Origin of the sequence: Streptomyces sp. NPDC046866, assembly GCF_040704625.1 — a bacterium.
Classification (GTDB): Bacteria; Actinomycetota; Actinomycetes; order Streptomycetales; family Streptomycetaceae; genus Streptomyces.
The window spans coordinates 1-24,967 of the sequence record NZ_JBEYXN010000045.1 but is presented as its reverse complement, the minus strand read 5'-3'; the positions used below and the strand labels follow the sequence as shown (position 1 = coordinate 24,967).

Below are 24,967 nucleotides of genomic sequence, written 5' to 3'. Positions count from 1 at the left end.
GGTCGTGTCGGCCTGTCAAGGGTGGAGCGTAGCGACATCGCGAAGCGACGCGACCGAAGGGAGCGCCCTTGACGGGCCGACACGACCCGAAAGGACAATGGGCGGCCGGGACGCCCCCGGACGTCCTCCGACGCCGGTCGACCGTGACCCGTCATCCAAGCCCCCGGCCCGCCCCACGACCCCGTAACCGTGCACCCCGTCGACCACCGCTGCCGCCCAACTCACTCCGCCCCCTACACCCGGACCACCCCCACCCCCACCCCTACACCCGAACCACCCCCACCCCCACTGCCTCGAACTTGGCTGCCACCGCCGGGGGCAGGCCCGTGTCCGTGACCAGGGTGTGGACCGATTCCGTCGGGCAGATGCGGGCGAAGGCGCGGGCGCCGAGTTTGGTGGAGTCGGCCGCGATGACCACGCGCCGAGCGCGGTCACACAGGAGGCGGTTCATCGCGGCCTCGTCCTCATGGCGGGTGGCGGCGCCGTCGGCCGGGTCGAAGGCGTCGACGCCGACGATCGCGGTGTCCACCGTGAGCTGCCCCAGTACCTGCTGGGCCAGCGGGCCGGTCAGCTCGTACGACTGGGCGCGGGCCACCCCGCCCGTCAGCACGATCTTGAACTGCGGCCTGATGACGAGCTCGCCCGCGATGTTGAGGGCGTTGGTCACCACCGTCAGCGCCGGCGAGCCCGTCGCCAGGTCGGGGCGGCCCGCCAAGGCCCGGGCCACCTCCGTGGTGGTGGTGCCGCCGGTCAGGCCGATCACCTCGCCCGGCGCCACGAGGGCCGCCACCGCCTCGCTGATGCGGTGTTTCTCGGCGGCCCGCCGTGACGTGCGGTAGCGCAGCGGGAGTTCGTACGACACCCCGTGCACGACCGCCCCGCCCCGGGTGCGGACCAGCAGCTGCTGCTGAGCCAGCTGGTCGAGGTCGCGGCGCACGGTGGCGGCGGACACGCCGAGGGCCTCCGCCGCCGGCTCGACCTCCAGCTCGCCCCGCTCCACCAGCAGGTCCAGCAGTGTCTGCCAGCGCTCCTTGCGGGTCATGGCCCCCACGGCCCTCGCCCCCTCATTCGGTCGTCCGTTCCTCGGCGTTCTCTTCCCGTCGCCGTGCTCCGACACTAGCCGAGACGCTCCGCCCCGAAATGCTTGAAGTTGCGCGAAAGCACCCGCTAACTTGCAGAAAAGCGCACCATCCTGGCTAGGGAGCCGCCATGAGCCACGTCGCGTACGAGTTGGGCACACAACCGGAGTGCTGGGAGCGGGCCGCCGAACTGGCCCCGGCGCAGCGGGCGGTGCTGCCGCGGCCGGGGGAGCGCACGGCGATCGTCGGATGCGGGACCTCGTACTACATGGCCCAGGCGGCCGCGGCCCTGCGCGAGGAGGCCGGCCAGGGCGAGACGGATGCGTTCCCCGCGTCCGAGTTCCCCCTGCACCGCCGCTACGACCGCGTCGTCGCCCTGACCCGCTCCGGCACGACCACCGAGGTACTGGACCTGCTGGCCGGGCTGCGGGACGCGGGCGTGCCGACGACCGCCGTCGTCGGGGATCCGGCGACGCCGGTGATCGCGCTGGCCGGCGAACTGGTCGTCCTCGACTTCGCCGACGAGCAGTCCGTCGTGCAGACCCGCTTCGCCACCACCGCCCTCACCCTGCTGCGCGCCCACGTCGGGCGGCACACCGCGGCCGCCGTCGCCGACGCCCGGACCGCCCTGGCGGAGCCGCTGCCCGAACCGGCCGTCGCCAGTGGCCAGTTCACCTTCCTCGGCCGCGGCTGGAGCGTCGGGCTCGCGCACGAGGCCGCCCTGAAGATGCGCGAGGCCTCGCTGTCCTGGGCCGAGTCGTACCCGGCGATGGAGTACCGGCACGGCCCCATCAGCATCACCGGGCCGGGCACCGTCACCTGGAGCCTGGGGGAGGCCCCCGAGGGCCTCGCCGAGCAGGTGCGGGCCGCCGGCGGGCAGTGGGTGGCCGGCCGGCTCGACCCGCTCGCCGAGCTGGTACGGGTGCACCGCCTGGCCGTCGCCGTCGCCGCCCACCAGGAGCTGGACCCCGACCGGCCCCGCAACCTCACCCGCTCGGTGATCCTCGCCGCGGGCGAGGAGGCGGTCCGATGACGCTCGCGTCCGCCGGAGCGCTCGTACGGGAGGCGGCCGCGGAGGGGCGGGCCGTCGCCGCGTTCAACATCATCACCCTGGAGCACGCCGAGGCCGTCGTCGCCGGCGCGGAGCGGGCCGGCCTGCCGGTCATCCTGCAACTCAGCGAGAACGCGGTGAAGTTCCGCGACGGCGCGCTGCTGCCCATCTCGCGGGCGGCCGCCGCCTGCGCCGAGGCCGCGGCCGTCCCGGTCGGCCTCCACCTGGACCACGTGAAGACCCCCGAGCTGCTCCGGCAGGCCGTGGACGCCGGGTTCGGCTCCGTGATGTACGACGCCGCGCAGCTCCCGTACGCGGAGAACCTGGAAGCCACCCGCTCGGCGGCCGACTGGGCGCACGCCAACGGGCTGTGGATCGAAGCGGAGTTGGGCGAGGTGGGCGGCAAGAACGGCGCCGCGCCTCTGGATCCGCACGCGCCGGGGGCCCGTACGGACCCGGACGAGGCGCGCCGGTTCGTCGCCGACGCCGGGGTCGACGCGCTCGCCGTCGCGATCGGCAGCAGCCATGCCATGACCAGCCGTACGGCGTCCCTGGACCACGCCCTGCTGGCCCGGCTGGCCAAGGCGGTGGACGTGCCGCTGGTGCTGCACGGCTCCTCGGGGCTGCCGGACGCGGAGCTCGCGGCCGCGGTGGCGGGCGGCATCCGCAAGGTCAACATCGGTACGGCGCTGAACCTGGCCATGACCGAGGCCATCCGCACGCACCTCACCCCGGCGGACCCGCGCCCGTACCTGACGGCGGCCCGCACGGCGATGGCGGCGACGGCCGCGGCGATGATCGCGGCCCTGACGCGCTGAGGCGGCCCTGACGCGCTGAGGGGATGGCGCGCGGGCGCCCCGGGCCCGCCGCGGCGGGGGCCGGCCCGCCCCGTCAGGCGTCCAGCGCGTCGAGCAGGGCCCGGCCGAAGCCCGTCAGGGCCTCCGGCTCGGCGGGGGTGTGCTCTCGGGCCCCTCCGCCGGATCGCGCATGTCCGTGATCGGAAACCCAGCCGGGTCCCACACCCTTCCGCATTGCTGTAACACGTTCTACTGTGCCCTCCGCCGGAGCGATCCACGATCCCCGATCCCCGATCCTCGATCCGCCGCGAGACCCCGGAGGGGCCGTGCACCTCGAATACACGCCCGAGCAGCGGCAGTTGCGCGCCGAGCTGCGCGCCTACTTCGCCGAGCTGGTACCGCAGGACGTCCACGCCCGGTACGAGGACCCCGCCGCACAGAAGCGCTTCTACCGGGAGACCATCCGCCGGCTCGGTGCCGACGGCTGGCTCGGGGTCGGCTGGCCCGAGGAGTACGGCGGGCGCGGCATGTCGGCGATGGACCAGTTCATCTTCTTCGACGAGGCCGCGCAGGCCGTCGTACCGCTGCCGCTGATGGCGCTGAACACCGTCGGGCCCACCCTGATGCAGTTCGGCACCGACGAGCAGAAGGCGTACTTCCTGCCCAGGATCCTCTCCGGGCAGATCGACTTCGCCATCGGCTACAGCGAGCCCGACGCCGGCACCGACCTCGCCGCGCTCAAATGCAAGGCCGTGCGCGAGGGCGACGAGGAGACCGGCACGTACGTCGTCAACGGGCAGAAGATCTGGACCACCAACGGCGACACCGCCGACTGGGTGTGGCTCGCCGTCCGCACCGACCCCGAAGCCCCCGCGCACAAGGGCATCACGATGCTCCTGGTCCCGACCTCCGACCCCGGCTACTCGTGCACCCTGATCAACACCCTGGCCTCCCACGACACCACGGCCAGCCATTACGAGAACATCCGCGTCCCCGCCGCCCGCCGCGTCGGGCAGGAGAACAAGGGCTGGCGGCTGATCACCAACCAGCTCAACCACGAGCGCGTCACCCTCGCCGCCCACGGCACCATGGCCATCCGGGCGCTGCACGACGTCCAGCGCTGGGCGGCCGGGACCAAGCTCGCCGACGGCCGGCGCGTCATCGACCTGGGATGGGTCCGCGGCCGCCTCGCCCGCACGCACGCCCGGCTGGACGCGATGAAGCTGCTCAACTGGCAGATGGTGGGTGCCGTCGAGGACGGCACCCTCACCCCGCAGGACGCCTCCGCCGTGAAGGTGTACGGCTCCGAGGCGCGGCGGGACGCGTACGCCTGGCTGATGGAGGTCGTCGCGGCGGCGGGCCCCCTGAAGGACGGCTCCGCCGGCGCCGTCCTCCACGGCGAGCTCGAACGCGGCTACCGCAGCGCCGTCATCTTCACCTTCGGCGGCGGGAACAACGAGATCCAGCGCGAGATCATCTCGTGGATCGGCCTCGGCATGCCCCGCGTCCGCCGCTGACCTCCCGAGCGGCCCCGTCCTCGGCGCGGAGGCGGCAGTGGACGTCGACGACGCCTTCCACGGAGTGGGTCAGGTGCTCCGCCATCGGGATCAGCGTGTGGTCCTTCACCCGGCCGGTCAGGGTGGCGATGCCGTGGGAGACGGTGACCTCGACCGCCTCGTGGGAGAGGGGGAAGAGGCGCTCGACGACGCTCCGGCGGATCTCGGCCGTCAGCTCCTCGTCGCTGCGCAGGAAGACCTTCAGGAGGTCCGCGCGGCTGACGATGCCCTTGAGGGTCCCGTCGGCGTCGACGACCGGGAGGCGCTTGATGTGCCGGTCGGCCATGAGGCGGGCGGCCCGGGGGAGGGTCGCGTCGGGGCGGATCGTGACCGCGGGGGCGGTCATGAGGTCCTCGGCGCGGGTGGAGCCGGCCTTGGCGGTGTCGCCGAGGCGGCGCATCTGCTCGATCAGGCCGGGGCGGTGTGCGTGGAACTCCTCCTTGGGCAGGAGGTCGGCCTCGGAGACGACGCCGACGACGCGGCCCTCTCCCTCGATGACGGGGAGGGCGGTCACCTTCCAGCGCTCCATGGCGGCGGCGATGTCCTTGAAGCCGGTGGTGGGGGTGACGGCGATGACCTGGGTGGTCATGACGTCGGCGACGGTGTACGGGGTGGCTTCGGAGACGGAGTTCATGGCGGGTCCTCGGCGTGCGCAGGGCAGCGGGGTTCCGCTGCCGCAGGGGCGAACGGGTCGGGGAGCCGGGTGCGGGGCGAATCCGGCCTGCCTCGATCCACTGCCCCCACCCTGCTCCGGCGGTCACGGCCGGGGGGAGGGCCGCGCGGTGCACACCGCGGGGGCCATCCGGCCCACTCGGCGGACCAGGACCAGGACCAGGACCAGGGCCGGGGCCGGGGCCGGGGCCGGGGCCGGGCCCGGCACCGGTGCCGGGCGCGGCAGGCGGCCGCAGCGGGTCCGGGCGGGGGCGGGCGAATCCGGGGCGGGCGGATCCGGCGCGGGCGAATCCGCGGTGGGAGACGGCGGCGGCGCGGAGGTCGGCGGCGTCGCGGCGAAGCCCGGCCCGGTTGCGGCGGGGCCGGTCCGCGACACCCTGGAAGAGCCCGCAGTCGGCCAGCAGCCGGGCGGGCCGCTCTCGACGGGGACGTGCTGCCGGTGACCGTCCGCACACCCCCGGGTAAGCCCACCGAGAGGGGCCCGACCGGTCCCGGGCAAGGGGCCGACCGGCCCAAGCGGGGCGGAGGGAGGCAGGCACAGCCTGGCGGTGACACCCTTCCCAGCACACAGAGAGAAGGCCGCGCCATGAAGGCACTCGTCTTCCACGGGCCCGGGCAGACCTCCTGGCAGGAAGTTCCGGATCCTTCGGTCAAGGACGCCGCCGACGCCGTCGTACGGGTCGACGCCGTCACCATCTGCGGCACCGACCTGCACATCGTCAAGGGCGATGTCCCCGAAGTGGCGCCGGGCCGGATCCTGGGCCACGAGGCCGTCGGCACGGTCGTGGAGACCGGCGGCGACGTACGCTCCGTACGCCCCGGCGACCGGGTCCTGGTCTCGTGCATCTCGGCCTGCGGCCGCTGCCGGTTCTGCCGCGAGGCGCGCTACGGACAGTGCCGCGGGGGCGGCGGCTGGGTCCTGGGGCACCTCATCGACGGCACCCAGGCCGAGTACGTCCGGGTCCCCTTCGCCGACCTCTCCGTCCACCCGCTGCCCCACGCACTGGCGAGCCACGAGGCGGTGCTGCTGGCGGACATCTTCCCGACCTCGTACGAGGTGGGCGTCCTCAACGGCGGGGTCCGCCCGGGGGACACGGTCGTCGTGGTCGGCGCCGGCCCGATCGGCCTGGCCGCCATCGCCACCGCGCAGCTCTACAGCCCGTACCGGATCATCGTCATCGATCTGGCCACCGCGCGGCTTGCGGCTGCCCGCGAGTTCGGCGCCGATGCCACCGTCGGTGCGAAGGAGGAGCCGGAGAAGCTGGTGGAGGACCTGACCGACGGGCTCGGCGCGGACGTGGTCATCGAGGCCGTCGGCCTGCCCGAGGCGTTCGAGCTGTGCACCCGCATGGTCCGTCCCGGCGGCCGCGTCGCCAACATCGGCGTCCACGGCAAGCCCGCCGTACTGCACCTCGAAGACCTCTGGATCAAGGACGTCACCCTCACCACCGGCCTCGTCGACACCCACTCGACGCCCATGCTGCTGCGGATGATGGCCGCCGGGCGGCTGCCGGGGGCGGCGCTGGTCACGCACCGCTTCGAGCTGGACCGGATGGAGGAGGCGTACGACGTCTTCGCCCGCGCCGGCGACACCGGTGCGCTCAAGGTCGTGCTCGGCGGGCCGCAGCACGACACGCTCGCCGTACCCTCCGAGGAGTGGTGATCGCCGTGAAGAGCACCCCGCACACCCCGCCCCCGCCCCCGCCCACCGGCAGGACGGCCGGGCGCACCGACCTGGGCCGCCGCCTGGCGGCGCGCCGCGAAGCCCTCGGCCTGAGCCGCGAGGAACTGGGCCGGCAGTGCGGAGCGGACGGCAACTACATCGCCTACCTCGAGGAGCGCTCGGCCTCGCCGTCCATCGGCACCCTGGTCCGCGTCGCCGACGTGCTCGGCGTCACCGTCGACGACCTGACCGGCGCGAGCGCCGAGCAGGTCCCCGGGCGGGCCACCGCCCGGCGCGACACCGCGCTCGTCCGGCTGGACGAGGCCGAGTGCAGGCGGCTGCTGGGCACCCACGGTGTGGGCCGCATCGCGGTCTTCGGCCCCGAAGGCCCGGCCGTCGTGCCCGTCAACTACGTGGTGGCGGGCCCCTCCATCGCCTTCCGGACCGCCGGAGAGACCGCCGCCGCCCGGGCGGCCGGGACCGAGGTCGCGTTCGAGATCGACCACATCGACGACGTGACCGCGGACGGCTGGAGCGTGCTGGCGGTGGGCGAGCTCGAGGCCGTGACCGACGCGGACGAACGCCGGCACCTGCTGGCCGTGGCCCGTTCCCAACCCTGGGCCGGCGGCGCCCGCGCCCACTGGATGAAGCTCACTCCCGAGCGCATCACCGGCCGTCGCGTGGTGCACGGCTGATGTGCGCCGTGGACGCGGTCGCCGTGGACGCGGTCGTCCTCGACACCGACGGCGTCCTCCTGGCCACGGCGGCCCGCCACGCGGCGGCCTGGAAGGAGACCTTCGACGGCTGCCTCTCCCGGTGGAACGCCCCTGCTGAGCGGCCGCGTCCGTTCGATGCCGTACGCGAGTACCGGGACCTGGTGGACGGCCGGTCCCGGACCGACGGCGTACGGGCGTTCCTCGCGGCACGCCGCATCCACCTCCCGCCCGGGGCCCCCGGGGACCCGCCGGGGTGCGGCACCGTCCAGGCGGTGGCCGCCCGCAAGGAGCAGATCTTCTCCGAGATGGTGCGCAGCGAAGGCGTGGTGGTCTTCGCCGACGTCCGGCCCGCGCTCCAGCGCCTGCGGGAGATGGGGATCGCGTGCGCGGCCGTCTCGGCCTCGCGGCACGCCCGCTCCCTCCTGGAGTCCGCCGGCCTCGTGCGCTTCCTCGACGCCGTCGTCGACGGCCGGGACGCCGACGCCCTGACCCTCCCGGGCAAGCCGGCCCCCGCGCTCTTCCTCGAAGCCGCCGACCGGCTCGGTACGGGCCCCGAGCGCGCCGCCGTGGTGGAGGACGCGCTCGTCGGCGTCGAGGCCGGACGCCGAGGCCGCTTCCGCCTGGTCGTCGGCATCGACCGCGACGGCGACCGGCGTACGGCGGCCGCCCTGCACGCACGCGGCGCCCATCTCGTCCTGCCCGACCTCGCCGCGCTGCCCGCCGCTCTCGAAGGCGGCCGGCCGTGAACACGGCCTGGCTCTGGGAGTACCCGCGCTACGACCCCAAGACCGAGCGACTGGTCGAGTCCCTGTGCACCCTCGGCAACGGCCGCTTCGCCACCCGCGGATCGGCTCCCGAAGCCGTCGCCGACGACGTCCACTACCCGGCCACCTACCTCGCCGGCTGCTACGACCGCCTCACCTCCGCCGTCGCCGGTCGTGCGGTCTCCAACGAGGACATGGTCCGGCTGCCGGACTGGACCGCCCTGCGGTACCGGTGCCTGCCGGACGGCGCACCGCCCGGCGACCGGCTCGGCCCGGACCACCCGAGCCTGCGCCACTACCGCGTCTCGCTCGACCTGCACGCCGGAACGCTCACCCGCCGCATGCTGTTCCACGACGCCGAAGGCCGCCGCCTGGGCGTCACGCACACCCGCCTCGTCCACATGGCCGACCCGCACCTGGCCGCGCAGCGCACCGAATTCCGCGCGTACGGCTGGACCGGCCGGATCGAGGTCGAATCCGTCCTCGACGGCGACGTCGCCAACGCCGGCGTCGACCGCTACCGGGCCCTGGCCGGGCGGCACCTCACCGACATCCGGGCCGGGGTGGAGGCAGCGGGCACCGCCTGGCTGGCCTGCACCACGTCCGCCTCCCGGATACGGATCGGGCTCGCGGTCCGGACCTGGGCGCGGCCCCTCGCCGCCGTCGACAGGACGTGCACGGCCACCACCGCCACCCAGACGTCCGTCCTGCCGATCAGGCGCGGGCATCCGGTCGTGGTCGTGAAGACCGCCGCCCTGTTCGCCTCCCTCGACCGTCCCCTCACCGATCCGGTACGGCGCAGCATCGAGTCCGCGGACCGCGCCCCGGGCTTTCCGGCCCTGCTGGCGTCCCACGGGGCGGCCTGGCAACGGCTCTGGAGCGAAGGAGGGTTGCGGGCACCGGGCGAGACCGGTCGGATCCTGCGCCTGCACGCCTTCCACGTCCTGCAGACCCTCTCGCCCCACACCGCCGAGCTGGATGTCGGCGTCCCGGCGCGCGGTCTGCACGGGGAGGCTTACCGGGGCCACGTCTTCTGGGACGAGCTGTTCGTCCTGCCCTACCTCGCCCTCCACTTCCCGCAGACCGCCCGCGCCCTGCTGATGTACCGCCACCGGAGGCTGCCCGCAGCGCGGGAGGCAGCGCGCCGGAGCGGGGCCAAGGGGGCGATGTTCCCCTGGCAGAGCGGGAGTTCCGGCGACGAGGAGAGCCAGCGGCTGCACCTCAACCCGCGCTCGGGCCGCTGGGTGCCCGACCACTCCCACCTCCAGCACCACGTGGGCTCGGCCATCGCCTGGAACGTGTGGCAGTACGGCCTCGCCTCCGGCGACACCGGTTTCCTGCACGGCTGCGGCGCCGAACTCCTCTTCCACATCGCCCACTTCTGGGCCGGCTCCGCGACCTGGGACGCCGGCCTCGGCCGCTACCGCATCCGCGGCGTCCTCGGTCCGGACGAGTACCACGACGCCTATCCCGACGCCGCCACCCCGGGCATCGACGACAACGCCTACACCAACGTCACCGCTGCCTGGGTCCTCGCCCGCGCCCTCGACCTCCACGCGGAACTCCCGGCCGCCCGACGCGCCGAGCTCCTCGCACAACTCGGCTGCGAGGCCGACGAACTGCACCACTGGGAGGACCTGTCGCACCGCATGTACGTCCCGTTCCACCGCGGCGTGATCAGCCAGTTCCACGGCTACGGCGAGCTCGCCGAACTCGACTGGGAGAAGTACCGGGCCCGCTACCACGACATCCGCCGCCTGGACCGCATCCTGGAGGCCGAAGGCGACACCCCCAACCGCTACCAGGCGTCCAAGCAGGCCGACACCCTCATGCTGGGCTACCTCTTCCGTCCGCCGGAGCTCGCCCGGCTGTTCACCCGGCTCGGCTACGCCCTCGACGACGGGCTCTGGGCGCGGACGGTGGCGTACTACCTGCGGCGGACCTGCCACGGATCCACGCTGAGCAGCCTCGTCCACGGCTGGGTCCTCGCCCGTGAGCAGGGCGAGGACGCCTGGCGGTTCTGCCAGGAGGCCCTGCTCGGCGACATCACCGACATCCAGGGCGGCACCACGGGCGAGGGGATCCACCTCGGTGCCATGGCCGGCACCCTCGACCTCGTCGAACGCGGCATCGTCGGCCTCGACCCCGCCGCCGACGGCCTGCACATCGATCCGGTGCCGCTCACGGACATCCCCGGTTCCACGTTCTCGCTGTCCTACCTCGGGCACGGGGACGTCCGGATCCGGTTCCGGCCCGGCCGCCTGGGCATCCGCATCCCGCCGTCGCTGCACGGCCCCGTGCCGCTGGTCCTCCCCGACCGCCGCCGGGAACGGATCGCCGCAGGCCAGGAACGGTGGTTCCGCCTGCCGGAACGATGAACGACGCCGGAACGATGAGAACGATGAACGACGAGGGCCGGGCGGCGTCCGGGTCTTCGGGAGTGCGGGTCATCGGATGTCCAGGATCTCCGACACCGGGCGTCGGGGCGTGGGCTCTCCGGAGGGGCCGTAGCCGAGGCGGAGGACCATCTGGACCTGGCCCATGGAGGCGAGCGGGTCGCGGACCGTCCAGCGCAGCTGCGGCCATTCCAGGGGCTGGGACGTCATCGAGGTGGCCAGGCCGTCGGCGGTGGCCTGGAGGAGGACGCGCTCCAGTGCCTGGCCGGCGCGCAGCCAGTCGGCCCGGCCGTCGCCCGGCGTGCCCAGCAGAGCCAGCTGCGGGTGCTTCTCGAACACCGCCCGGTCGCGCTCCGGTGTCGGGTGTGCCCGGCCGAAGTCGCGTACGGGTGCCGTTCCGCCGGAGCTGCGCGGGCCGAACGCCGCTGCGGGAATGCCGTCGCGGCGCGTCTCGTCGGTGGTCCATGCGGCTGTCTCCGCCCGGACGAGGGGATCCATGTCCTCCTGGTGCTCTGCGTCGCGTACGAGCTCGAGCACGGTCTCCAGGTGCCAGCTGTCCGGAACGGCCAGACGGCACCCTTCGAGACGGGCCGCGGCCCGGAGCCCGTCCAACAGCGCCTCGGGCACCGGCTCCTCGCTGAACGGGTGGCGGCTGGTGTGCCGGCGCCGGAGCGCGTCGTACAGGGCGGCCAGGCCGCGGCCCTCCTCGTCCTCGTCCTCGGGGGCGTCGAAGGCCACCGCGGCCAGCAGCCATGGCTCGGAGGCGTCGGGCAGCAGCTGCACCCGGGGCCGCAGGCCCTTCCGGGCCGCGGACACCCGCAGGTTGAACAGGGCCGCGGCACAACCGAGGTGGAGGGCACGGTGCTCGGGGTCGGACCGGGCCATGGCCCGCTCCGGGTCCCCGTGCAGGTCGATGGCCCCGGCGGCCGGACGGAAGACGAACTTCCACGGCTGGGCGTTGTGCATCGAGGGGGCGGTGACGGCGTCGCCGACGAGGAGGGCGGCGGTTTCGGCGTCGAGGTGTGGTGCGGTCACGGGACTGGTCCTGTCTGTGTTCCCTCAGCCGTGCGCCACGACGGCGACCGGAGAGGTGGCTCGTGGAGTACCTGGGTGCGGCTCACACGGTCGGCGTTCCTCCTGGCCTGTCGGGTGGTTCGCCGCCTCCAGGCTCGGCCCCCGGCCCCCGCCGGGGATAGGGCCGAGCGGTCCGAACCGGGGCCGATCGGCCCCGGTTCGGGGACCGGAAGGGCCACCCGCTCCGGGCCGGGGCACGCCGAGCGGCCGAAGGAGGGGACCTTTGGTCCCGGCAGGGGTGCCGGGCGGCCCTCCTGCCGTGCCCGCACCGGTGCCAGTGTGGGTGGTGTCCCCCTCCGGCTCTCTGTGGGGAGTAACCGTGGAAGGCACCATCCGTACCCCGGACACCAGCTCGGTCGTCGTGGGCGTGGACGGCTCGGAGTCGGCGCGCGGCGCCGCCCTGTGGGCTGCCGCCGAAGCCGTGCACCGTGGCCGCCCGCTGCACGTCGTCTTCGCCGCCGACACCGACGGCCGGGCCCTGTACCTGTCGGCGGAGACCGTCGAGAGGGTCCGCATCGCGGGCCGGGAGGTCCTGGACGAGACGGCGAAGGCCGTGGGCGCCGAGTACCCCGGTCTGCTCGTGACCACCGAGTTCAGCCGCACGGACCCCGTCACCAGCCTGCACCGGGCCGCCGGTCTGCACGGCACGGTCGTGGTGGGCAACCGCGGCCTGGGCGGCTTCCACTCGCTCCTGCTCGGCTCCGTCGGACTCGGCACCGCGGCGATCGCCAAGAACCCCGTCGTCGTGGTCCGCGGCATCGACGCGGCGGAGGAGCGGGGCACCGTCCTCGGCGCCGTCCGTGACGGGCACGACCTCGTGTGCGCCCGCTACGCCGCCCGCGAGGCCGAGCTGCGCAAGGCGTCCTTGAGGCTGCTGCACGTGTGGAACGTGCTCACGTCCGTCGGCGACGTGGTCCCCCTGCTCGACGGAGTGGGCGAGATCGCCGGAGGGCACGGCGAAGCCCTGAAGGCCGTCACGGGCGTGATCTGCGACGAGTTCCCCGACCTGGCCGTCGAGGCGGACACGGACACGAGCACGTCCGTGGCCGGCGTCCTGGTCGAGGCGTCCCGCCACGCCGACCTGCTGGTGATGGGCGGCCGCCGGGCGCCCACCGCGCTGGGTCCGGCCCCGGGGCTCGGCAGGGCCACGCACAGCCTGGTGCACCACGCGCACTGCCCCGTCCTCCTCATCCCCCGGTTCGGCAGCGGCTCCGGGAGCCGGTCGTGACCGGCACCCGGAGCGGCGCACGCGGAGGCATCGTCGTGGGGATCGACCCGGCCCGGGCCTGGCACCTTCCCCTGGCCTGGGCGGCCGACGAGGCTTACCGGCGCCGGCTCCCGCTGCATCTGCTGGTCGCGGTGCCGCCGCAGCACCACCCCCACCACGCCGAGGACACCGCACGGCAGACGGCCCTGCGCCGGGCGGGAGCCGACAGGCTGGCCGAGGCGCAGAGCTGGGTCCGCGACCGGCACCCGGAGGTGGCCGTCACCACCGACCTGCCGGGCGGGCTCCCCGCCCGCGTCCTCGGCGCGGAGGCCGACCGGGCACGCATGGTCGTCCTCGGATCCCGGCACCTGGGGCGCACCGCGGAGTTCTTCGGCGCCGGCTCGACCGTGGTGCCCGTGACGGCCCGGGCAGGATGCCCGGTCGTCGTCGTGGGCGACGCCGAGCACGTCACCCAGGAGCCGCCCTACCTCGTGGCCGGCGTCGACGGCAGTGCTTCCGCCGCGGAGGCGCTGGCCTTCGCCTTCGACGAGGCCGACCTGCGGGGCGCGGCCCTGAGGGTCGTCTGCGTGCGGCAGCCGCCGCTGGTCGTGCCGGAGCACGAGGAGGTCGCCCTCCGGGCCCGACGCGCCCTGCTCGCCGAAGCCAGCGCAGGCCTGTCGGACAAGTACCCCGACGTGCACGTCACCCACGAGGTGGTCACCGGCCACCCGGTCGAGGAACTGGCCCGGGCGGCCGAGCACGCGCTCGCCGTCGTCGTGGGGCGTCGGGGCCGCGGCGGGTACACCGGCATGCGGCTCGGGTCGGTGGTCCACGGACTGCTGCACCGGGCGCACTGCCCGGTCATCACCGTGCCCGGCGACCCCGCCGTCCCCAGCGGATGAGACGCGGCGCCGGTGCGCCACCCCCGGCCGCCGCCCGGTGAACGGGAATCCGCCCACGGCCGGTACTACCGTGGACACGTGGTCCTCTCACCGATGCCGTCGGCCGGAGGCGGGGCATGAGCGCGGACGTCCGGCCCGCCCAGCGCAGCGGCGTGCCGCGGCTGCGGCTGGACGAGCTGCTCGACGAGCTCCAGGTGCGGATCGACGAGGTCCGGGGCACCCGCGACCGGCTGAACGGGCTCCTGGAAGCCGTCATGTCGGTCGGCCGGGAACTCGACCTGCCCCAGGTGCTCCGGGGCATCGTCGAGGCCGCCGTGGTGCTCGTGGACGCGGAGTACGGGGCGCTCGGCGTGATCGGCGACGACAAGAAGCTCGCGGAGTTCCTGCCGGTGGGCATCAGCGACGAGCTCCGTGCACGGATCGGTGACCTGCCCTCCGGCCACGGCATCCTCGGCGAGCTGATCCGCCACCCGGAGCCCTTGCGCCTGTCCGAGCTGTCCGAGCACCCTGCCTCGTACGGCTTCCCGGCGCACCACCCGTCGATGCACTCCTTCCTCGGCGTCCCCATCCGGGTCCGCGAGGACGTCTTCGGCAACCTCTACCTCACCGAGAAGCGCGGCGGAGCCGACTTCGACGCCGAGGACGAGGCGGTCCTCTCCACCCTCGCCGTCGCCGCCGGCATCGCCATCGAGAACGCCCGCCTCTACGAGGAGGTCCGGCTGCGCGAACGCTGGCTGGAGGCCGGTTCAGACATCACCAGCGCCCTCCTCTCCGGCACCCCCGAGGACGAGGTCCTCGAAGGCATGCTGGAGCGCGCCAAGGACATCACCGGCGCCGACATCGGCGTCTTCTACCTCCTCGGCCCGGTCGGCGAGCTGCGCGGCTCCCTCGCCCTCGGGCAGGGCGCCGGCGCGCACCGCGGGATCACCCTCCCGAGCACCCGGGGCACGCTGGCCGAAGCCGCCCTGGCCCAGGACGGCATCGTCACGGTCACGGACGTGCAGTCCGACGAACGGGTCACCGTGCAGCCCGAACGCTGGGCGGGCTTCGGTCCGGCCGTCGCCGTCACCGTCGGCACCAAGGAGCGGCTGAGCGGCGTCCTCATGCTGGCCCGGCGCCACGGCCGACCGGTGTTCGCCCCGGCGGAGGTCGCGGTACTGCCCGGCTTCGCGGGCCAGGCGGCCCTCGCCCTCGAACTGGCCGACCGGCGCCGTGACGCCGAGCAGATGAGCATGCTGGAGGACCACGACCGCATCGCCCGCGACCTGCACGACCTGGCCATCCAGCGCCTCTTCGCCACCGGTATGACCCTCCAGAGCGCCCAGCGCTTCGTCGACCACCCCGAGGCGTCCGAACGACTGGCCCGCGCCGTCGACGACCTCGACGCCACCATCAAGATCATCCGCTCCACCATCTTCGGGCTGCGCGAGCACGAGGCCCCGGCGACCGGCTCGAAGCTGCGCTCGCGCACCGTCCGGACCCTGGACGAGGCCGCCGAGGGCCTCGGCTTCGCCCCGGCGCTGCGCATGGAGGGGCTGATCGACACCGACGTACCGCCGGCCGTCGCCGACGAGGTGCTCGCCGTCCTCGCAGAGGCCCTGACCAACATCGCCCGCCACGCCCGGGCCACCCGCGCCGAGGTGTCCGTCACCGCGGCCGACGGGCTCCTGACCGTCACGGTGACCGACGACGGCACCGGGTTGGCCGAGGGCGGCCGGCGCAGCGGGCTGCGGAACCTCGCCGAACGCGCGGAGAAGCTGGGCGGCCGGATGCAGGCCGCGGCGCGGCGTGGGCGAGCGGGGCACCCGTCTGGAGTGGCAGGTGCCCCTGGTGGCGCAGGCCCGGTGACCGGGCGCGCCGCTCACGGCTTCGTCGGCCCGGTGCCGTGTTCGCGTACCTGGGCGGCGATCACGGCGGCCTGCACCCGCCGCTCGACGCCGAGCTTGCCGAGCAGCCGCGAGATGTGGTTCTTCACCGTCTTCTCGGAGAGGTAGAGCCGCTTGGCGATCTGCCGGTTGGTGAGCCCCTCGCCGATCAGCTCCAGGACGGCCCGCTCGCGCTCCGAGAGCGCCGCCAGTCGGGCGTCCTCCGCCTCCTTGGCCGACTCCGGCTCCCGCAGGGAGTGCATCAGGCGCGCGGTGGTGGCCGGGTCCAGCATGGACTGCCCGGTGGCGACCGTGCGGACGGCCGAGACCAGGTCGGAGCCCCTGATCTGCTTCAGGACGTAGCCGGCGGCGCCCGCCATGATCGCGTCCAGCAGGGCGTCCTCGTCGTCGAAGGAGGTCAGCATCAGGCAGGCCAGGCCCGGCATGCGCGAGCGGAGCTCCCGGCAGACGGTGATGCCGTCGCCGTCGGGAAGCCGCACGTCGAGCACGGCGACGTCCGGGCGCAGCGCCGGTCCGCGGGCCAGCGCCTGCTCGGCCGTGCCCGCCTCGCCGACGACGGTGATGTCCGCCTCGCCGTCGAGGAGGTCGCGCAGGCCGCGCCGGACGACCTCGTGGTCGTCCAGCAGGAACACCCTGATGGGAGCCTCGGCGGAGGCGTTCGGCTCGTCGGACATGACCGCCCCCGGGCTGGTTCCGCACGGTGCACTTCCACCCGGATTGTCTCAGGCGGGCGGGCAACGCACCCGTCCTGCGGCCACGCCGGGGCCGCCCGCAGGCGCCGACGACCCGGCTTCGCCCTGTGCGGTCCCGGCAGCCGGGCCCGCCGCCCCGGATGGGCCCAGTGGACCCATCCGGGGCCCGACCGGCCCATGCCGGGCCCCGTCGCGCCGGTCGACCCTGGCAGTGGACGGTCCACCGGCCGCCCGCTCCACCGACCCGGGAGCCCACGATGTACCGGAACGGTCACGCCATGAGTGGCTGGGGATGGTTCGCCATGTCCCTCACCACGCTGCTCCTGGTGGCCCTGATCGCCGCACTGGCCGTCTGCGTGCTGCGCCCCTCCCCACGGGCCGGTGCGCGGGGCGAGCCCCCGTCCGCTGTTCCCCCGGCACCCCCGGCACCGGGTGCCGCCCGAGGAGCCGAGACAGTCCTCGCCGACCGCCACGCCAGGGGCGAGATCGACGAGGAGGAGTACGCGCGGCGGCTCGCGGTCCTGCGCAGCCACGCCCCCCGGACCACATCCCCGTGAGCAGCCACCGTGATGAAGAGCCATGCGGCCGGTACGACCGGCGGTCCGCCGTACCCCGCCGCGCGGGGGCGGCGGGCGGAGGAGCTCGCCGCGGGTGAGGCGCTGGACCTGCTCGGCACCGTCGAACTGGGCCGCCTCGTCTTCACCCGCCACGCACTGCCGGCCGTACGGCCGGTCAACCACCTGATCGACGCCGGCGACATCATCATCCGGGTCCAGGACGGCTCGACCCTGGCAGCCCTGCTCGCGGCGCAGGAAGGCGCGGCCGTGGTCGTCGCCTACGAAGCCGACGACATCGATCCGGACGAACACCTCGGCTGGAGCGTGGTCGCCACCGGCTACGCCACCGCCGTCACCGACCCGGGCGAGATCGAGCGCTACGCGCGGCTCCTGCGACCGTGGGTCGAGGGCACCGCATCGGGCGCCGTCCGGATCCGGCCCGACCTGGTGACGGGCTTCCGCCTGCGCGCCGGCGGCCCGTAGGCGGCAGGTTCACCACCGCGGTGCGGTGGGCGTGAGCGGGTCGGAGCACCACGGCAATGCTCCCGCAGGCGGCCCGAAACGCTGCCGCGTGAGAGTCGGGTGCATGCCTTCCGTCGCGGTCACGCGTACGCATCCGACCCCGCCCGGCGCCGTGCCGGCTCCAGCCGCCGCGCCGCCGTCGCCGGCCGTCTCCTGGGCTCGCGCGCGGGTGCGGGCCCACGGCGCTCCCCGGCCGGTGGCCGCCCGCAGCGTCTCGCTCGGTGCCGCCGCCGGGCTCACGCCCGCCGAGGACCTGCGATGCGGGACGTCGACGTCGTGGTGGTCACGGGCTCCACGTCCGTCGGCGCCACGGACCGGTTGCGCCGGTTGCCGGGGAGGGGTCGGCGCCGGGGCGCGGATGGTGGTCGACACCGTCGCCTGCCGTCCCGGACATCTGATGCTGCTCGCCGAAGCGGGGCCCGACCGCTGGGTGGTGGGGCTGCCGGGGAACCCGTACGCGGCGCTCGTCGCGGCCCACATGCTGCTCGACCGCTGTTCGCCGGCCTGGCGGGCCGGGCCCTGGCTCCGCTGCCCCGGGTGCCGGTGCGGGGTCGGGTGCGGGCCCTTGCCGGCAGGACGCGACTGGTCCCCGTCGCCTGAGCCGGCGGCGGGGCGCGGGTCGCCGGCGGGCACGGTGCGGCCTTCGTGCAGGGTGCCGCCGCGGGCGACGCGCTCGCCGCGACCCCGCCCGGCTGGACGAGGGCAGCCCGGTCCCGCTGCTCGGCTGCCCGCCTGACGGCAGGCCTCCGGCGTCCGGGACCGGGCGGCTCCGCTACGCGCCGACGTACGCGGCCAGGTGCTCGCCGGTGAGGGTGGAGCGGGCGGCGACCAGGTCGGCGGGAGTGCCCTCGAAGACGATCCGGCCGCCGTCGTGGCCGGCGCCCGGCCCCAGGTCGATGATCCAGTCGGCGTGGGCCATGACCGCCTGGTGGTGCTCGATGACGATCACCGACTTGCCGGAGTCGACCAGCCGGTCCAGCAGCCCGAGCAGGTGCTCGACGTCGGCGAGGTGGAGGCCCGCCGTCGGCTCGTCCAGGACGTAGACCCCGCCCTTCTCCGCCATGTGGGCGGCCAGCTTGAGCCGCTGCCGCTCGCCGCCCGACAGCGTGGTCAGCGGCTGGCCGAGGCTGAGGTAGCCGAGGCCCACGTCGGCCAGCCGCGCCAGGATCCGGTGCGCGGCCGGCGTGCGCGCCTCCCCGGCGCCGAAGAACTCCTCGGCCTGGGCAACCGGCATCGCCAGCACCTCGCTGATGTCCCGTCCGCCGAGGCGGTACTCCAGCACCGACGCCTGGTAGCGCCGGCCCTCGCACTCCTCGCAGGTGCTGGCGACGCCCGCCATCATCGCCAGGTCGGTGTAGACCACGCCGATGCCGTTGCAGGTGGGGCACGCACCCTCCGAGTTGGCGCTGAACAGGGCCGGCTTGACCCCGTTGGCCGTCGCGAACGCCTTGCGGATCGGATCGAGCAGCCCCGTGTACGTCGCCGGGTTGCTCCGGCGCGAGCCGCGGATCGCGCCCTGGTCGACCGCGATCACACCCGCGCCCGCAGGGACCGAGCCGTGCACCAGCGAGCTCTTGCCGGAGCCCGCGACGCCGGTGACGACCGTCAGCACCCCGAGCGGGACGTCGACGTCCACGCCCTGGAGGTTGTGCGTCGTGGCGCCGCGGATCTCCAGCGCCCCGGTGGGCTTGCGCACCGTCTTCTTCAGCGACGCCCGGTCGCCGAAGTGGCGGCCGGTGAGGGTGCCCCCGGCCCGGAGCCCCTCCACGGTGCCCTCGAAGCAGACGGTCCCGCCGGCCGTGCCCGCCCCGGGACCGAGGTCGACGACGTGGTCGGCGATCGCGATCGTCTCCGGCTTGTGCTCCACGACCAGCACCGTGTTGCCCTTGTCCCGCAGCCGCAGCAGCAGGTCGTTCATCCGCTGGATGTCGTGGGGGTGCAGGCCGATCGTGGGCTCGTCGAAGACGTAGGTGACGTCCGTGAGCGCAGAGCCGAGGTGGCGGACCATCTTGACCCGCTGCGCCTCGCCGCCCGACAGCGTGCCCGCGGGCCGGTCCAGCGAGAGGTAGCCCAGCCCGATCTCCACGAACGATTCGAGCGTGTGTCCCAGCTTGGCGAGCAGCGGCGCCACGGAGGGCTCGTCGAGGCCGCGGACCCACGCGGCCAGGTCGCTGATCTGCATCGCACAGGCGTCGGCGATGCTGATCTGCCCGATCCGCGAGGACCGGGCCCCCTCGCCGAGCCGGGTGCCCTCGCACTCCGGGCAGGTGGCGAAGGTCGTCGCGCGCTCCACGAAGGCCCGCACGTGCGGCTGGAGCGCGTCGATGTCCTTGGACAGGATCGACTTCTGGATCTTCGGGATCAGGCCCTCGTACGTCAGGTTGATGCCGTCGACCTTGATCTTGGTCGGCTCCTTGTGGAGCAGGTCGTGCAACTCCCGCTTGCTGTACTTGCGGATCGGCTTGGCCGGGTCGAAGAAGCCCGAACCGCGGAAGATGCGCCCGTACCAGCCGTCCATGCTGTAGCCGGGGACCGTCAGCGCACCCTCGTCGAGCGACTTGGCCTCGTCGTACAACTGGGACAGGTCGATGTCGGAGACGGTGCCGCGGCCCTCGCAGCGCGGGCACATGCCGCCGGTCCGGGTGAAGGTCGCCTTGACCGCCTTCCTGGCCCCGCGCTCCACGGTGATCGCCCCGCTGGCCCGCACCGACGGGACGTTGAAGGCGTACGCGCTCGGCGGGCCGATGTGCGGCTGCCCGAGCCGGCTGAACAGGATGCGCAGCATCGCGTTGGCGTCGGTGGCGGTGCCGACCGTGGAACGGGGGTCGGCGCCCATCCGCTGCTGGTCGACGATGATCGCCGTGGTCAGCCCCTCCAGGACGTCGACGTCGGGCCGCGCCAGGGTCGGCATGAAGCCCTGGACGAAGGCGCTGTACGTCTCGTTGATCAGCCGCTGCGACTCGGCGGCGATCGTGTCGAACACCAGGGAGCTCTTGCCCGAACCGGAGACACCGGTGAACACCGTCAGGCGGCGCTTGGGGATCTCGACGCTGACGTCCTTGAGGTTGTTCTCGCGCGCACCGAGCACGCGGATCAGGTCGTGGCTGTCGGCCGCGGGCAGCCCGGGCGGCGGCGTGTCCGTCCTCGTGGCCTTGCTCATCGTGTCTCCGATCGGGTGGGGCGGGCGGGCGGCCTCACGGGCGCTGCTCGTCGAAGCGGATCAGGTCGCCCGCCGGATCGCGGAATGCGCAGTCCCGGACACCGTACGGCTGCTCGGTCGGCTCCCGTACGGGTTCGGCCCCGCCGGACCGGAGCCGGGCGCAGGTCCCCTTGGCCGTCATCCCGGCGATCGTACGGCGCTCGTCGTCGGTCAGGGTGGTGGCGGTGGTGGCGGTGGTTTCGGCGGGGTCCATGGCCGCCACGCCAAGTACGGCCCGGCGCGCGGCGCTTCTCCGATCCTGATCGATCGCTGCGGCCGTGCCGGCCGGGGCCGCCGGCCCGGCCGGCAGTCCTCCGGGCGGGCCGCCGCGGGCGCCGTGGGAGACTGGCCGGGTGAAACGCCAGGACCTCGACGACCTCGTCCGGCTGCGGCGCGCCCGCGACCGCATGGACCGCGACTACGCCGAACCGCTCGACGTCCCCACCCTGGCGCGCGAGGCCCTGATGTCGGCCGGCCACTTCTCCCGCAGCTTCCGAGCGGCCTACGGCGAGACGCCGTACGGCTATCTGATGACCCGCCGCATCGAGCGGGCCAAGGCGCTGCTGCGGCGCGGCGACCTGACCGTGACCGAGGTGTGCTTCGCGGTGGGCTGTACCTCGCTGGGCTCGTTCAGCTCCCGCTTCACCGAGCTGGTCGGCGAGACCCCGAGCGCCTACCGGGCGCGCAGCCACGAGGACGGCGCCGCGATCCCGGCCTGCATCGCCAAGATCCACACGCGACCGGTCAGGAACGGAGAAGCGGGTCCGGCGCCCCGGCCTTAGCGTGAGCGCCATGGACATCACGCTCTCCCAATGCTTCATCGCCGTCGACGACCACGACGAGGCGATCGCCTTCTACCGCGACGTACTGGGCCTGGAGGTGCGCGGCGACGTCGGCTTCGAGGGCATGCGCTGGGTGACCGTCGGGTCGCCCGCCCAGCCGGACGTGGACATCGTGCTCGAGCCGCCCCTCGCCGACCCGAACGCCTCGCCCGCAGACCGGCAGGCCATGGCCGAGCTGATGGCCAAGGGCCTGCTGCGCGGCGTCATCTTCCGGACGCCCGACTGCGACGCCACCTTCGAGCGGATCAGCGCGGCGGGCGCGGAGGTGCTCCAGGAGCCCATGGACCAGCCGTACGGCGTGCGCGACTGCGCGTTCCGCGACCCCGCCGGGAACCTGGTGCGCTTCACCCAGCCCCGCGCGAAGTGAGCCCAGCCCGCAGGGCCCTCAGGGGTAGACGTCTTCTTCTTCCTCGTCGGCGTCGTCCGGGTACGAGGAATCGGAGGACGCCGAGGCGTCCCCGGTCTGGGGCGGCACGCCGATGACGGCCATGACCGGCGTGGTCGGCCTGCGGGTCCCGCCCGCCGGTTCCACCGTCACGCACACCGCCGTCGCCGTCGCCAGCGGCCCGCGCAGCCGGAGCTGCTGGTCGCCGGAGCCGCTGATCAGCCCCGCGGGCCGGTAGTGCCCGGCATCGCTGAACCAGACCTGGTACGCCTTGCCCGAGGGCAGCGGGGCCAGTTCGCTGGCGAACAGGGCGGCCGCGTTCCGGTCCCGCGAGACGGCGACCGTGCCCATGCCCTCGCCGGGCAGCTGCTGCGTGCTGATCTGCACGTCCGGGGCGGCCATCACGTCCGCCACGCCCGCCGCCTGCCGGTCCGCCAGCAGCAGGGAGGCCTGCGCGGTGGCGGCCTCGTGGTGCTGCCAGGCGGCGACGCCGCCGAGCGCGACGACCGCGGCCGCGAGTGCCGCCAGGGCGACCATGAGCCGGCGCCGGACCCGGACCACCGGCGCGGCCGGCACGGCGACCTGGGGGACGGTCCGGCCGGCCGGGGGCGGCCTGGCGGGCGCGGAGGGGCCCGCGGGGGGCGCCACGGCGGCAGGGGCAGGAGGCGCCGCCGGGGCCGCGGACTCCTCGTGCGGCTGCCGGGATTCGTACGGCTCCCCGGACCCCTGCGGTTCCTGCGCCGTCGTGGCGATCTCCGCGAGCACCCGGCTTCGTACCCCCGCCGGCGGGTCGGCCGCGACGGCCTGCCCGAGCCGCGCCGCCACCCCGGACAGCCCGGCCACCTCGCCGGAGCACATCGGGCATTCGGCCAGGTGCGCCTCGAACCCGCGCCGCTCGGCGTCCGGCAGCGCGTCCAGGACGTACGCCCCGGCCGCGTCGTGGCACCCGTTCCCCGTCATCCCGTGTTCTCCAGACATTCGCCCAGCAGCCGCAGCCCCTGCCGCAGCCGGGCCTTGACGGTCCCCACCGGCTCCTCCAGGGCCGCCGCCACCTCCCGGTAGGTCAGCCCCCCGTAGTACGCGAGCACCACGCTCTCCCGCTGTGCCTTCGACAGCGCACCCAGGCACCGCCACACCTGCTCGTGCTCGAGATGCTGCTCGACCGCCTCGGCGACCTCGTCGAAGGGGCGCTCCCACTCCCGCAGCGCGCTGCGCCGCTCCCGCTCGCCCTGGGCCCGGGCCGATCGGACCCGGTCCACCGCGCGCCGGTGCGCCAGCGTCAGCACCCACGTCATGGCACTGCCCCGCTCCGGTCGGAACCGGCCGGCGGTCCGCCACACCTCCACCATCACTTCCTGGACCACCTCCTCCGACTGGGCCTCGTCCCTGACCACGGCGGTGACCAGCCCGGCCACGGGCCGGCTGACTGCGTCGTACACGCGGGTGAAGGCGTCGCGGTCCCCCGCGGCTACCCGGAGCAGCTGCTCGTCCAGCTCCGCGCGGACCGACGGGTCTGCGGACGGGGAAGGGGGATGACTGGGGCGACGAGTAGACACGCTCTGGGCACCTTCGCTCGACGGCGGAAGCGGTGGACCACACCTCCTTCCCATGCCAGCACCGATCGCAGCGTCCCGCATCACCGTGGCGCCCGAGCCGTCACGAGCCGCCCGTCACCGGGGCCCCGGGCTGGTCCTGGACCACGGACATGTCCTGGGTCGCGGGGCTGTCCTGGCTCGGGTTCGGGGGCTGGTTCGGAACCAGGGTCGTGTCCTGGTCCGCGGGGACGTTCAGGTTCGGGGTCGTGCCCGGCCGCAGGGGGGTGTCCTGGTCCGGGGTCCTGCCCTGGTCGGGGGTGGTGCCCGGCACCAGGGCGGTGTCCCGGTTCAAGGTGGTGCCCGGCACCAGGGTGGTGCCCGGGTTCAGGGTGGTGCCCGGCATCAGGGTCTTGTCCTGGTCCGCGGGCCTGTCCTGGGTGGCCGTGGTCCGGTTCCAGGTCTTGTCCTGGTCGGTCGGCTTCTTCGGGGTCCAGGTCTTGTCCTGGTCGCTCGGCTTGTTCGGCGTCCAGGTCTTGTCGCGGTCACTCGGCTTGTTCCAGGTCCAGGTCCACGTCTTGTCCCTGTCCCTGTCCCCCTTCCACGGCTTGCAGACCTTGTGTCCGTGCACCCACACCCACTTCCAGTGGCCCGGGACGTGGATCCAGACCCACCTGCCGTTGTGGTGGACCTTCACCCAGACCCAGTGGCCGGGGTGCCACGTGCCGTGGTGGTCGCGGAATCCCGGCTTCCAGTGCTTCTCCGTGGACCACCAGCCGTGCTTCCAGACCTTCTCCCAGTGGCCCCTGACCCACTTCTTCTCCCAGTGGCCGTTCGTCCACCAACAGCGCACGGGGTCGTCTTGCAGACGGGTCGTCGCGGACGCAGCCGCGCCCGTGGCCGCGGCGCCCGCGGCTTGGGCCGCGCCGATGCCGCTCACCGTGCCACCTCCAGCCAGCAGCCCCGCGGCCGCGGCAGTCACCGTCAGCCGGCGTGCTCGGACGGACATCGCCATGACCGGCACCTCCACATCCCTCGGCTCGGCCGTCGGGCGCCGTCCGCACGGTCGGGACGGCTGCGCGGAGCGCCACTAGTGATTCGTAGCCGAGGGGCGGTGCGGACGGCCCGGCCGACAGGCCGGGGGACCAGGGCGTGGCTGGCGATCACCGCAGCCTGCACCCGGCGGTCGACGCCGAGCTTGGCGAACAGGCGCGAGACGATGTTCTTCACGGTCTTCTCGGCGAGGTACAGCCGCTCGCCGATCTCCCGGTTGGTCAGGCCCTCGCTGACAGTCCAGGAGGAAGACGCTGATGGGCTCCTCCGCCGGGAGGGGTCCGCCGCTGTCGGTCATCTCGTACTCCTGGGTCGGGCGGGCGCACCGGACGCGCGCACCGCTTCCGCATCCTCCCGCCCGGAGGGACCGGCGACGGGGCCGATCGGCCCCCGCGCCCGTCCCACCGCCGCGAGCGCCCCGC

At 74.3% G+C, this 24,967-nt stretch carries 21 protein-coding genes and 3 pseudogenes; 14 read left to right on the top strand and 10 right to left on the bottom strand.

Annotated elements, in window-relative coordinates; translation table 11 throughout:
• Positions 1-262: 262 nt before the first annotated feature.
• The gene (locus tag AB0953_RS34315; RefSeq protein WP_366863519.1) at positions 263-1,042 is read right to left on the bottom strand and encodes a DeoR/GlpR family DNA-binding transcription regulator; all 780 of its coding nucleotides are present in this window, start codon (positions 1,040-1,042) and stop codon (positions 263-265) included.
• A gap of 167 nt (positions 1,043-1,209) precedes the next feature.
• On the opposite strand from AB0953_RS34315, the gene AB0953_RS34310 reads away from it, so the two are divergent.
• The 3 genes from AB0953_RS34310 to AB0953_RS34300 all read left to right on the top strand — a co-directional run bounded on the left by AB0953_RS34310 (position 1,210) and on the right by AB0953_RS34300 (position 4,444).
• Positions 1,210-2,112: an SIS domain-containing protein gene (locus AB0953_RS34310; protein WP_366863516.1), complete on the top strand. Its 903-nt coding sequence runs from the start codon at positions 1,210-1,212 to the stop codon at positions 2,110-2,112.
• Complete coding sequence (locus AB0953_RS34305) at positions 2,109-2,948, top strand: class II fructose-bisphosphate aldolase (protein ID WP_366863515.1); 840 nt, start codon at positions 2,109-2,111, stop codon at positions 2,946-2,948. The genes AB0953_RS34310 and AB0953_RS34305 overlap by 4 nt, the downstream gene beginning before the upstream one ends.
• Positions 2,949-3,253: 305 nt before the next feature.
• Positions 3,254-4,444, top strand: a complete 1,191-nt coding sequence (locus AB0953_RS34300; protein ID WP_366863514.1) for an acyl-CoA dehydrogenase family protein — start codon at positions 3,254-3,256, stop codon at positions 4,442-4,444.
• Here AB0953_RS34300 and AB0953_RS34295 read toward each other — a convergent pair.
• Positions 4,401-5,117: a CBS domain-containing protein gene (locus tag AB0953_RS34295; protein WP_366863513.1), complete on the bottom strand. Its 717-nt coding sequence runs from the start codon at positions 5,115-5,117 to the stop codon at positions 4,401-4,403. The genes AB0953_RS34300 and AB0953_RS34295 overlap by 44 nt on opposite strands.
• A 624-nt stretch (positions 5,118-5,741) precedes the next feature.
• Between AB0953_RS34295 and AB0953_RS34290 the strand changes: the two genes are divergently transcribed.
• From AB0953_RS34290 to AB0953_RS34275, 4 genes are read left to right on the top strand one after another with little or no spacing between them, the layout of a single operon-like run.
• A complete protein-coding gene (locus tag AB0953_RS34290; protein ID WP_366863512.1) occupies positions 5,742-6,818 on the top strand; it encodes a zinc-dependent alcohol dehydrogenase family protein in 1,077 nt (358 codons plus the stop codon).
• Positions 6,812-7,513 carry a pyridoxamine 5'-phosphate oxidase family protein gene (locus tag AB0953_RS34285; protein ID WP_366863511.1) on the top strand — a complete coding sequence of 234 codons (702 nt, stop codon included), beginning with the start codon at positions 6,812-6,814 and terminating at the stop codon, positions 7,511-7,513. The genes AB0953_RS34290 and AB0953_RS34285 overlap by 7 nt, the downstream gene beginning before the upstream one ends.
• On the top strand, positions 7,513-8,280 hold the full coding sequence (locus tag AB0953_RS34280) for an HAD-IA family hydrolase (protein ID WP_366863510.1): 768 nt from the start codon (positions 7,513-7,515) through the stop codon (positions 8,278-8,280). Before AB0953_RS34285 ends, AB0953_RS34280 begins: the two co-directional genes overlap by 1 nt.
• The gene (locus AB0953_RS34275) at positions 8,277-10,676 is read left to right on the top strand and encodes a glycoside hydrolase family 65 protein (protein WP_366863509.1); all 2,400 of its coding nucleotides are present in this window, start codon (positions 8,277-8,279) and stop codon (positions 10,674-10,676) included. The genes AB0953_RS34280 and AB0953_RS34275 overlap by 4 nt, the downstream gene beginning before the upstream one ends.
• A gap of 69 nt (positions 10,677-10,745) precedes the next feature.
• Here the strand turns inward: AB0953_RS34275 and AB0953_RS34270 are convergent, their stop codons facing one another.
• Complete coding sequence (locus tag AB0953_RS34270; protein ID WP_366863507.1) at positions 10,746-11,729, bottom strand: nitroreductase family protein; 984 nt, start codon at positions 11,727-11,729, stop codon at positions 10,746-10,748.
• Between the two features lie 358 nt (positions 11,730-12,087).
• On the opposite strand from AB0953_RS34270, the gene AB0953_RS34265 reads away from it, so the two are divergent.
• From AB0953_RS34265 to AB0953_RS34255, 3 genes and pseudogenes are all read left to right on the top strand, one after another.
• The gene (locus tag AB0953_RS34265; protein ID WP_366863506.1) at positions 12,088-12,996 is read left to right on the top strand and encodes a universal stress protein; all 909 of its coding nucleotides are present in this window, start codon (positions 12,088-12,090) and stop codon (positions 12,994-12,996) included.
• A complete protein-coding gene (locus AB0953_RS34260; protein WP_366863505.1) occupies positions 12,993-13,877 on the top strand; it encodes a universal stress protein in 885 nt (294 codons plus the stop codon). The genes AB0953_RS34265 and AB0953_RS34260 overlap by 4 nt, the downstream gene beginning before the upstream one ends.
• A gap of 116 nt (positions 13,878-13,993) precedes the next feature.
• Positions 13,994-15,725 (top strand): annotated as a pseudogene (locus tag AB0953_RS34255) (GAF domain-containing protein).
• A gap of 13 nt (positions 15,726-15,738) precedes the next feature.
• Here the strand turns inward: AB0953_RS34255 and AB0953_RS34250 are convergent.
• Positions 15,739-16,437 carry a response regulator transcription factor gene (locus AB0953_RS34250; protein ID WP_366863504.1) on the bottom strand — a complete coding sequence of 233 codons (699 nt, stop codon included), beginning with the start codon at positions 16,435-16,437 and terminating at the stop codon, positions 15,739-15,741.
• Between the two features lie 296 nt (positions 16,438-16,733).
• Between AB0953_RS34250 and AB0953_RS34245 the strand changes: the two genes are divergently transcribed.
• Positions 16,734-17,012: an SHOCT domain-containing protein gene (locus tag AB0953_RS34245; protein WP_366863503.1), complete on the top strand. Its 279-nt coding sequence runs from the start codon at positions 16,734-16,736 to the stop codon at positions 17,010-17,012.
• A gap of 12 nt (positions 17,013-17,024) precedes the next feature.
• Positions 17,025-17,495, top strand: coding sequence for a pyridoxamine 5'-phosphate oxidase family protein (locus tag AB0953_RS34240; protein ID WP_366863502.1), 471 nt, complete (start codon positions 17,025-17,027; stop codon positions 17,493-17,495).
• A gap of 811 nt (positions 17,496-18,306) precedes the next feature.
• On the opposite strand, the gene AB0953_RS34235 is transcribed toward AB0953_RS34240, so the two are convergent.
• Complete coding sequence (locus AB0953_RS34235) at positions 18,307-20,694, bottom strand: excinuclease ABC subunit UvrA (protein ID WP_366863501.1); 2,388 nt, start codon at positions 20,692-20,694, stop codon at positions 18,307-18,309.
• Between the two features lie 34 nt (positions 20,695-20,728).
• A pseudogene (locus tag AB0953_RS34230) lies at positions 20,729-20,908 on the bottom strand (VOC family protein); the annotation flags it as partial.
• 232 nt (positions 20,909-21,140) lie between these two features.
• On the opposite strand from AB0953_RS34230, the gene AB0953_RS34225 reads away from it, so the two are divergent.
• Together AB0953_RS34225 and AB0953_RS34220 are read left to right on the top strand one after the other, a co-directional pair.
• Positions 21,141-21,515 (top strand): helix-turn-helix transcriptional regulator, encoded by a 375-nt coding sequence (locus tag AB0953_RS34225; protein WP_366863518.1) that lies wholly within the window; start codon positions 21,141-21,143, stop codon positions 21,513-21,515.
• Positions 21,516-21,525: 10 nt separating this feature from the next.
• Positions 21,526-21,942: a VOC family protein gene (locus AB0953_RS34220; protein WP_366863500.1), complete on the top strand. Its 417-nt coding sequence runs from the start codon at positions 21,526-21,528 to the stop codon at positions 21,940-21,942.
• A gap of 18 nt (positions 21,943-21,960) precedes the next feature.
• On the opposite strand, the gene AB0953_RS34215 is transcribed toward AB0953_RS34220, so the two are convergent.
• The 4 genes and pseudogenes from AB0953_RS34215 to AB0953_RS34200 form a co-directional block, all read right to left on the bottom strand.
• Positions 21,961-22,920, bottom strand: coding sequence for an anti-sigma factor (locus AB0953_RS34215; RefSeq protein WP_366863499.1), 960 nt, complete (start codon positions 22,918-22,920; stop codon positions 21,961-21,963).
• Complete coding sequence (gene sigK / locus AB0953_RS34210) at positions 22,917-23,453, bottom strand: ECF RNA polymerase sigma factor SigK (RefSeq protein ID WP_366863517.1); 537 nt, start codon at positions 23,451-23,453, stop codon at positions 22,917-22,919. The genes AB0953_RS34215 and sigK overlap by 4 nt, the downstream gene beginning before the upstream one ends.
• Before the next feature lie 163 nt (positions 23,454-23,616).
• Positions 23,617-24,507 (bottom strand): hypothetical protein, encoded by an 891-nt coding sequence (locus tag AB0953_RS34205; protein WP_366863498.1) that lies wholly within the window; start codon positions 24,505-24,507, stop codon positions 23,617-23,619.
• 134 nt (positions 24,508-24,641) lie between these two features.
• Positions 24,642-24,782 (bottom strand): annotated as a pseudogene (locus AB0953_RS34200) (LuxR C-terminal-related transcriptional regulator); the annotation flags it as partial.
• Positions 24,783-24,967: the final 185 nt, after the last annotated feature.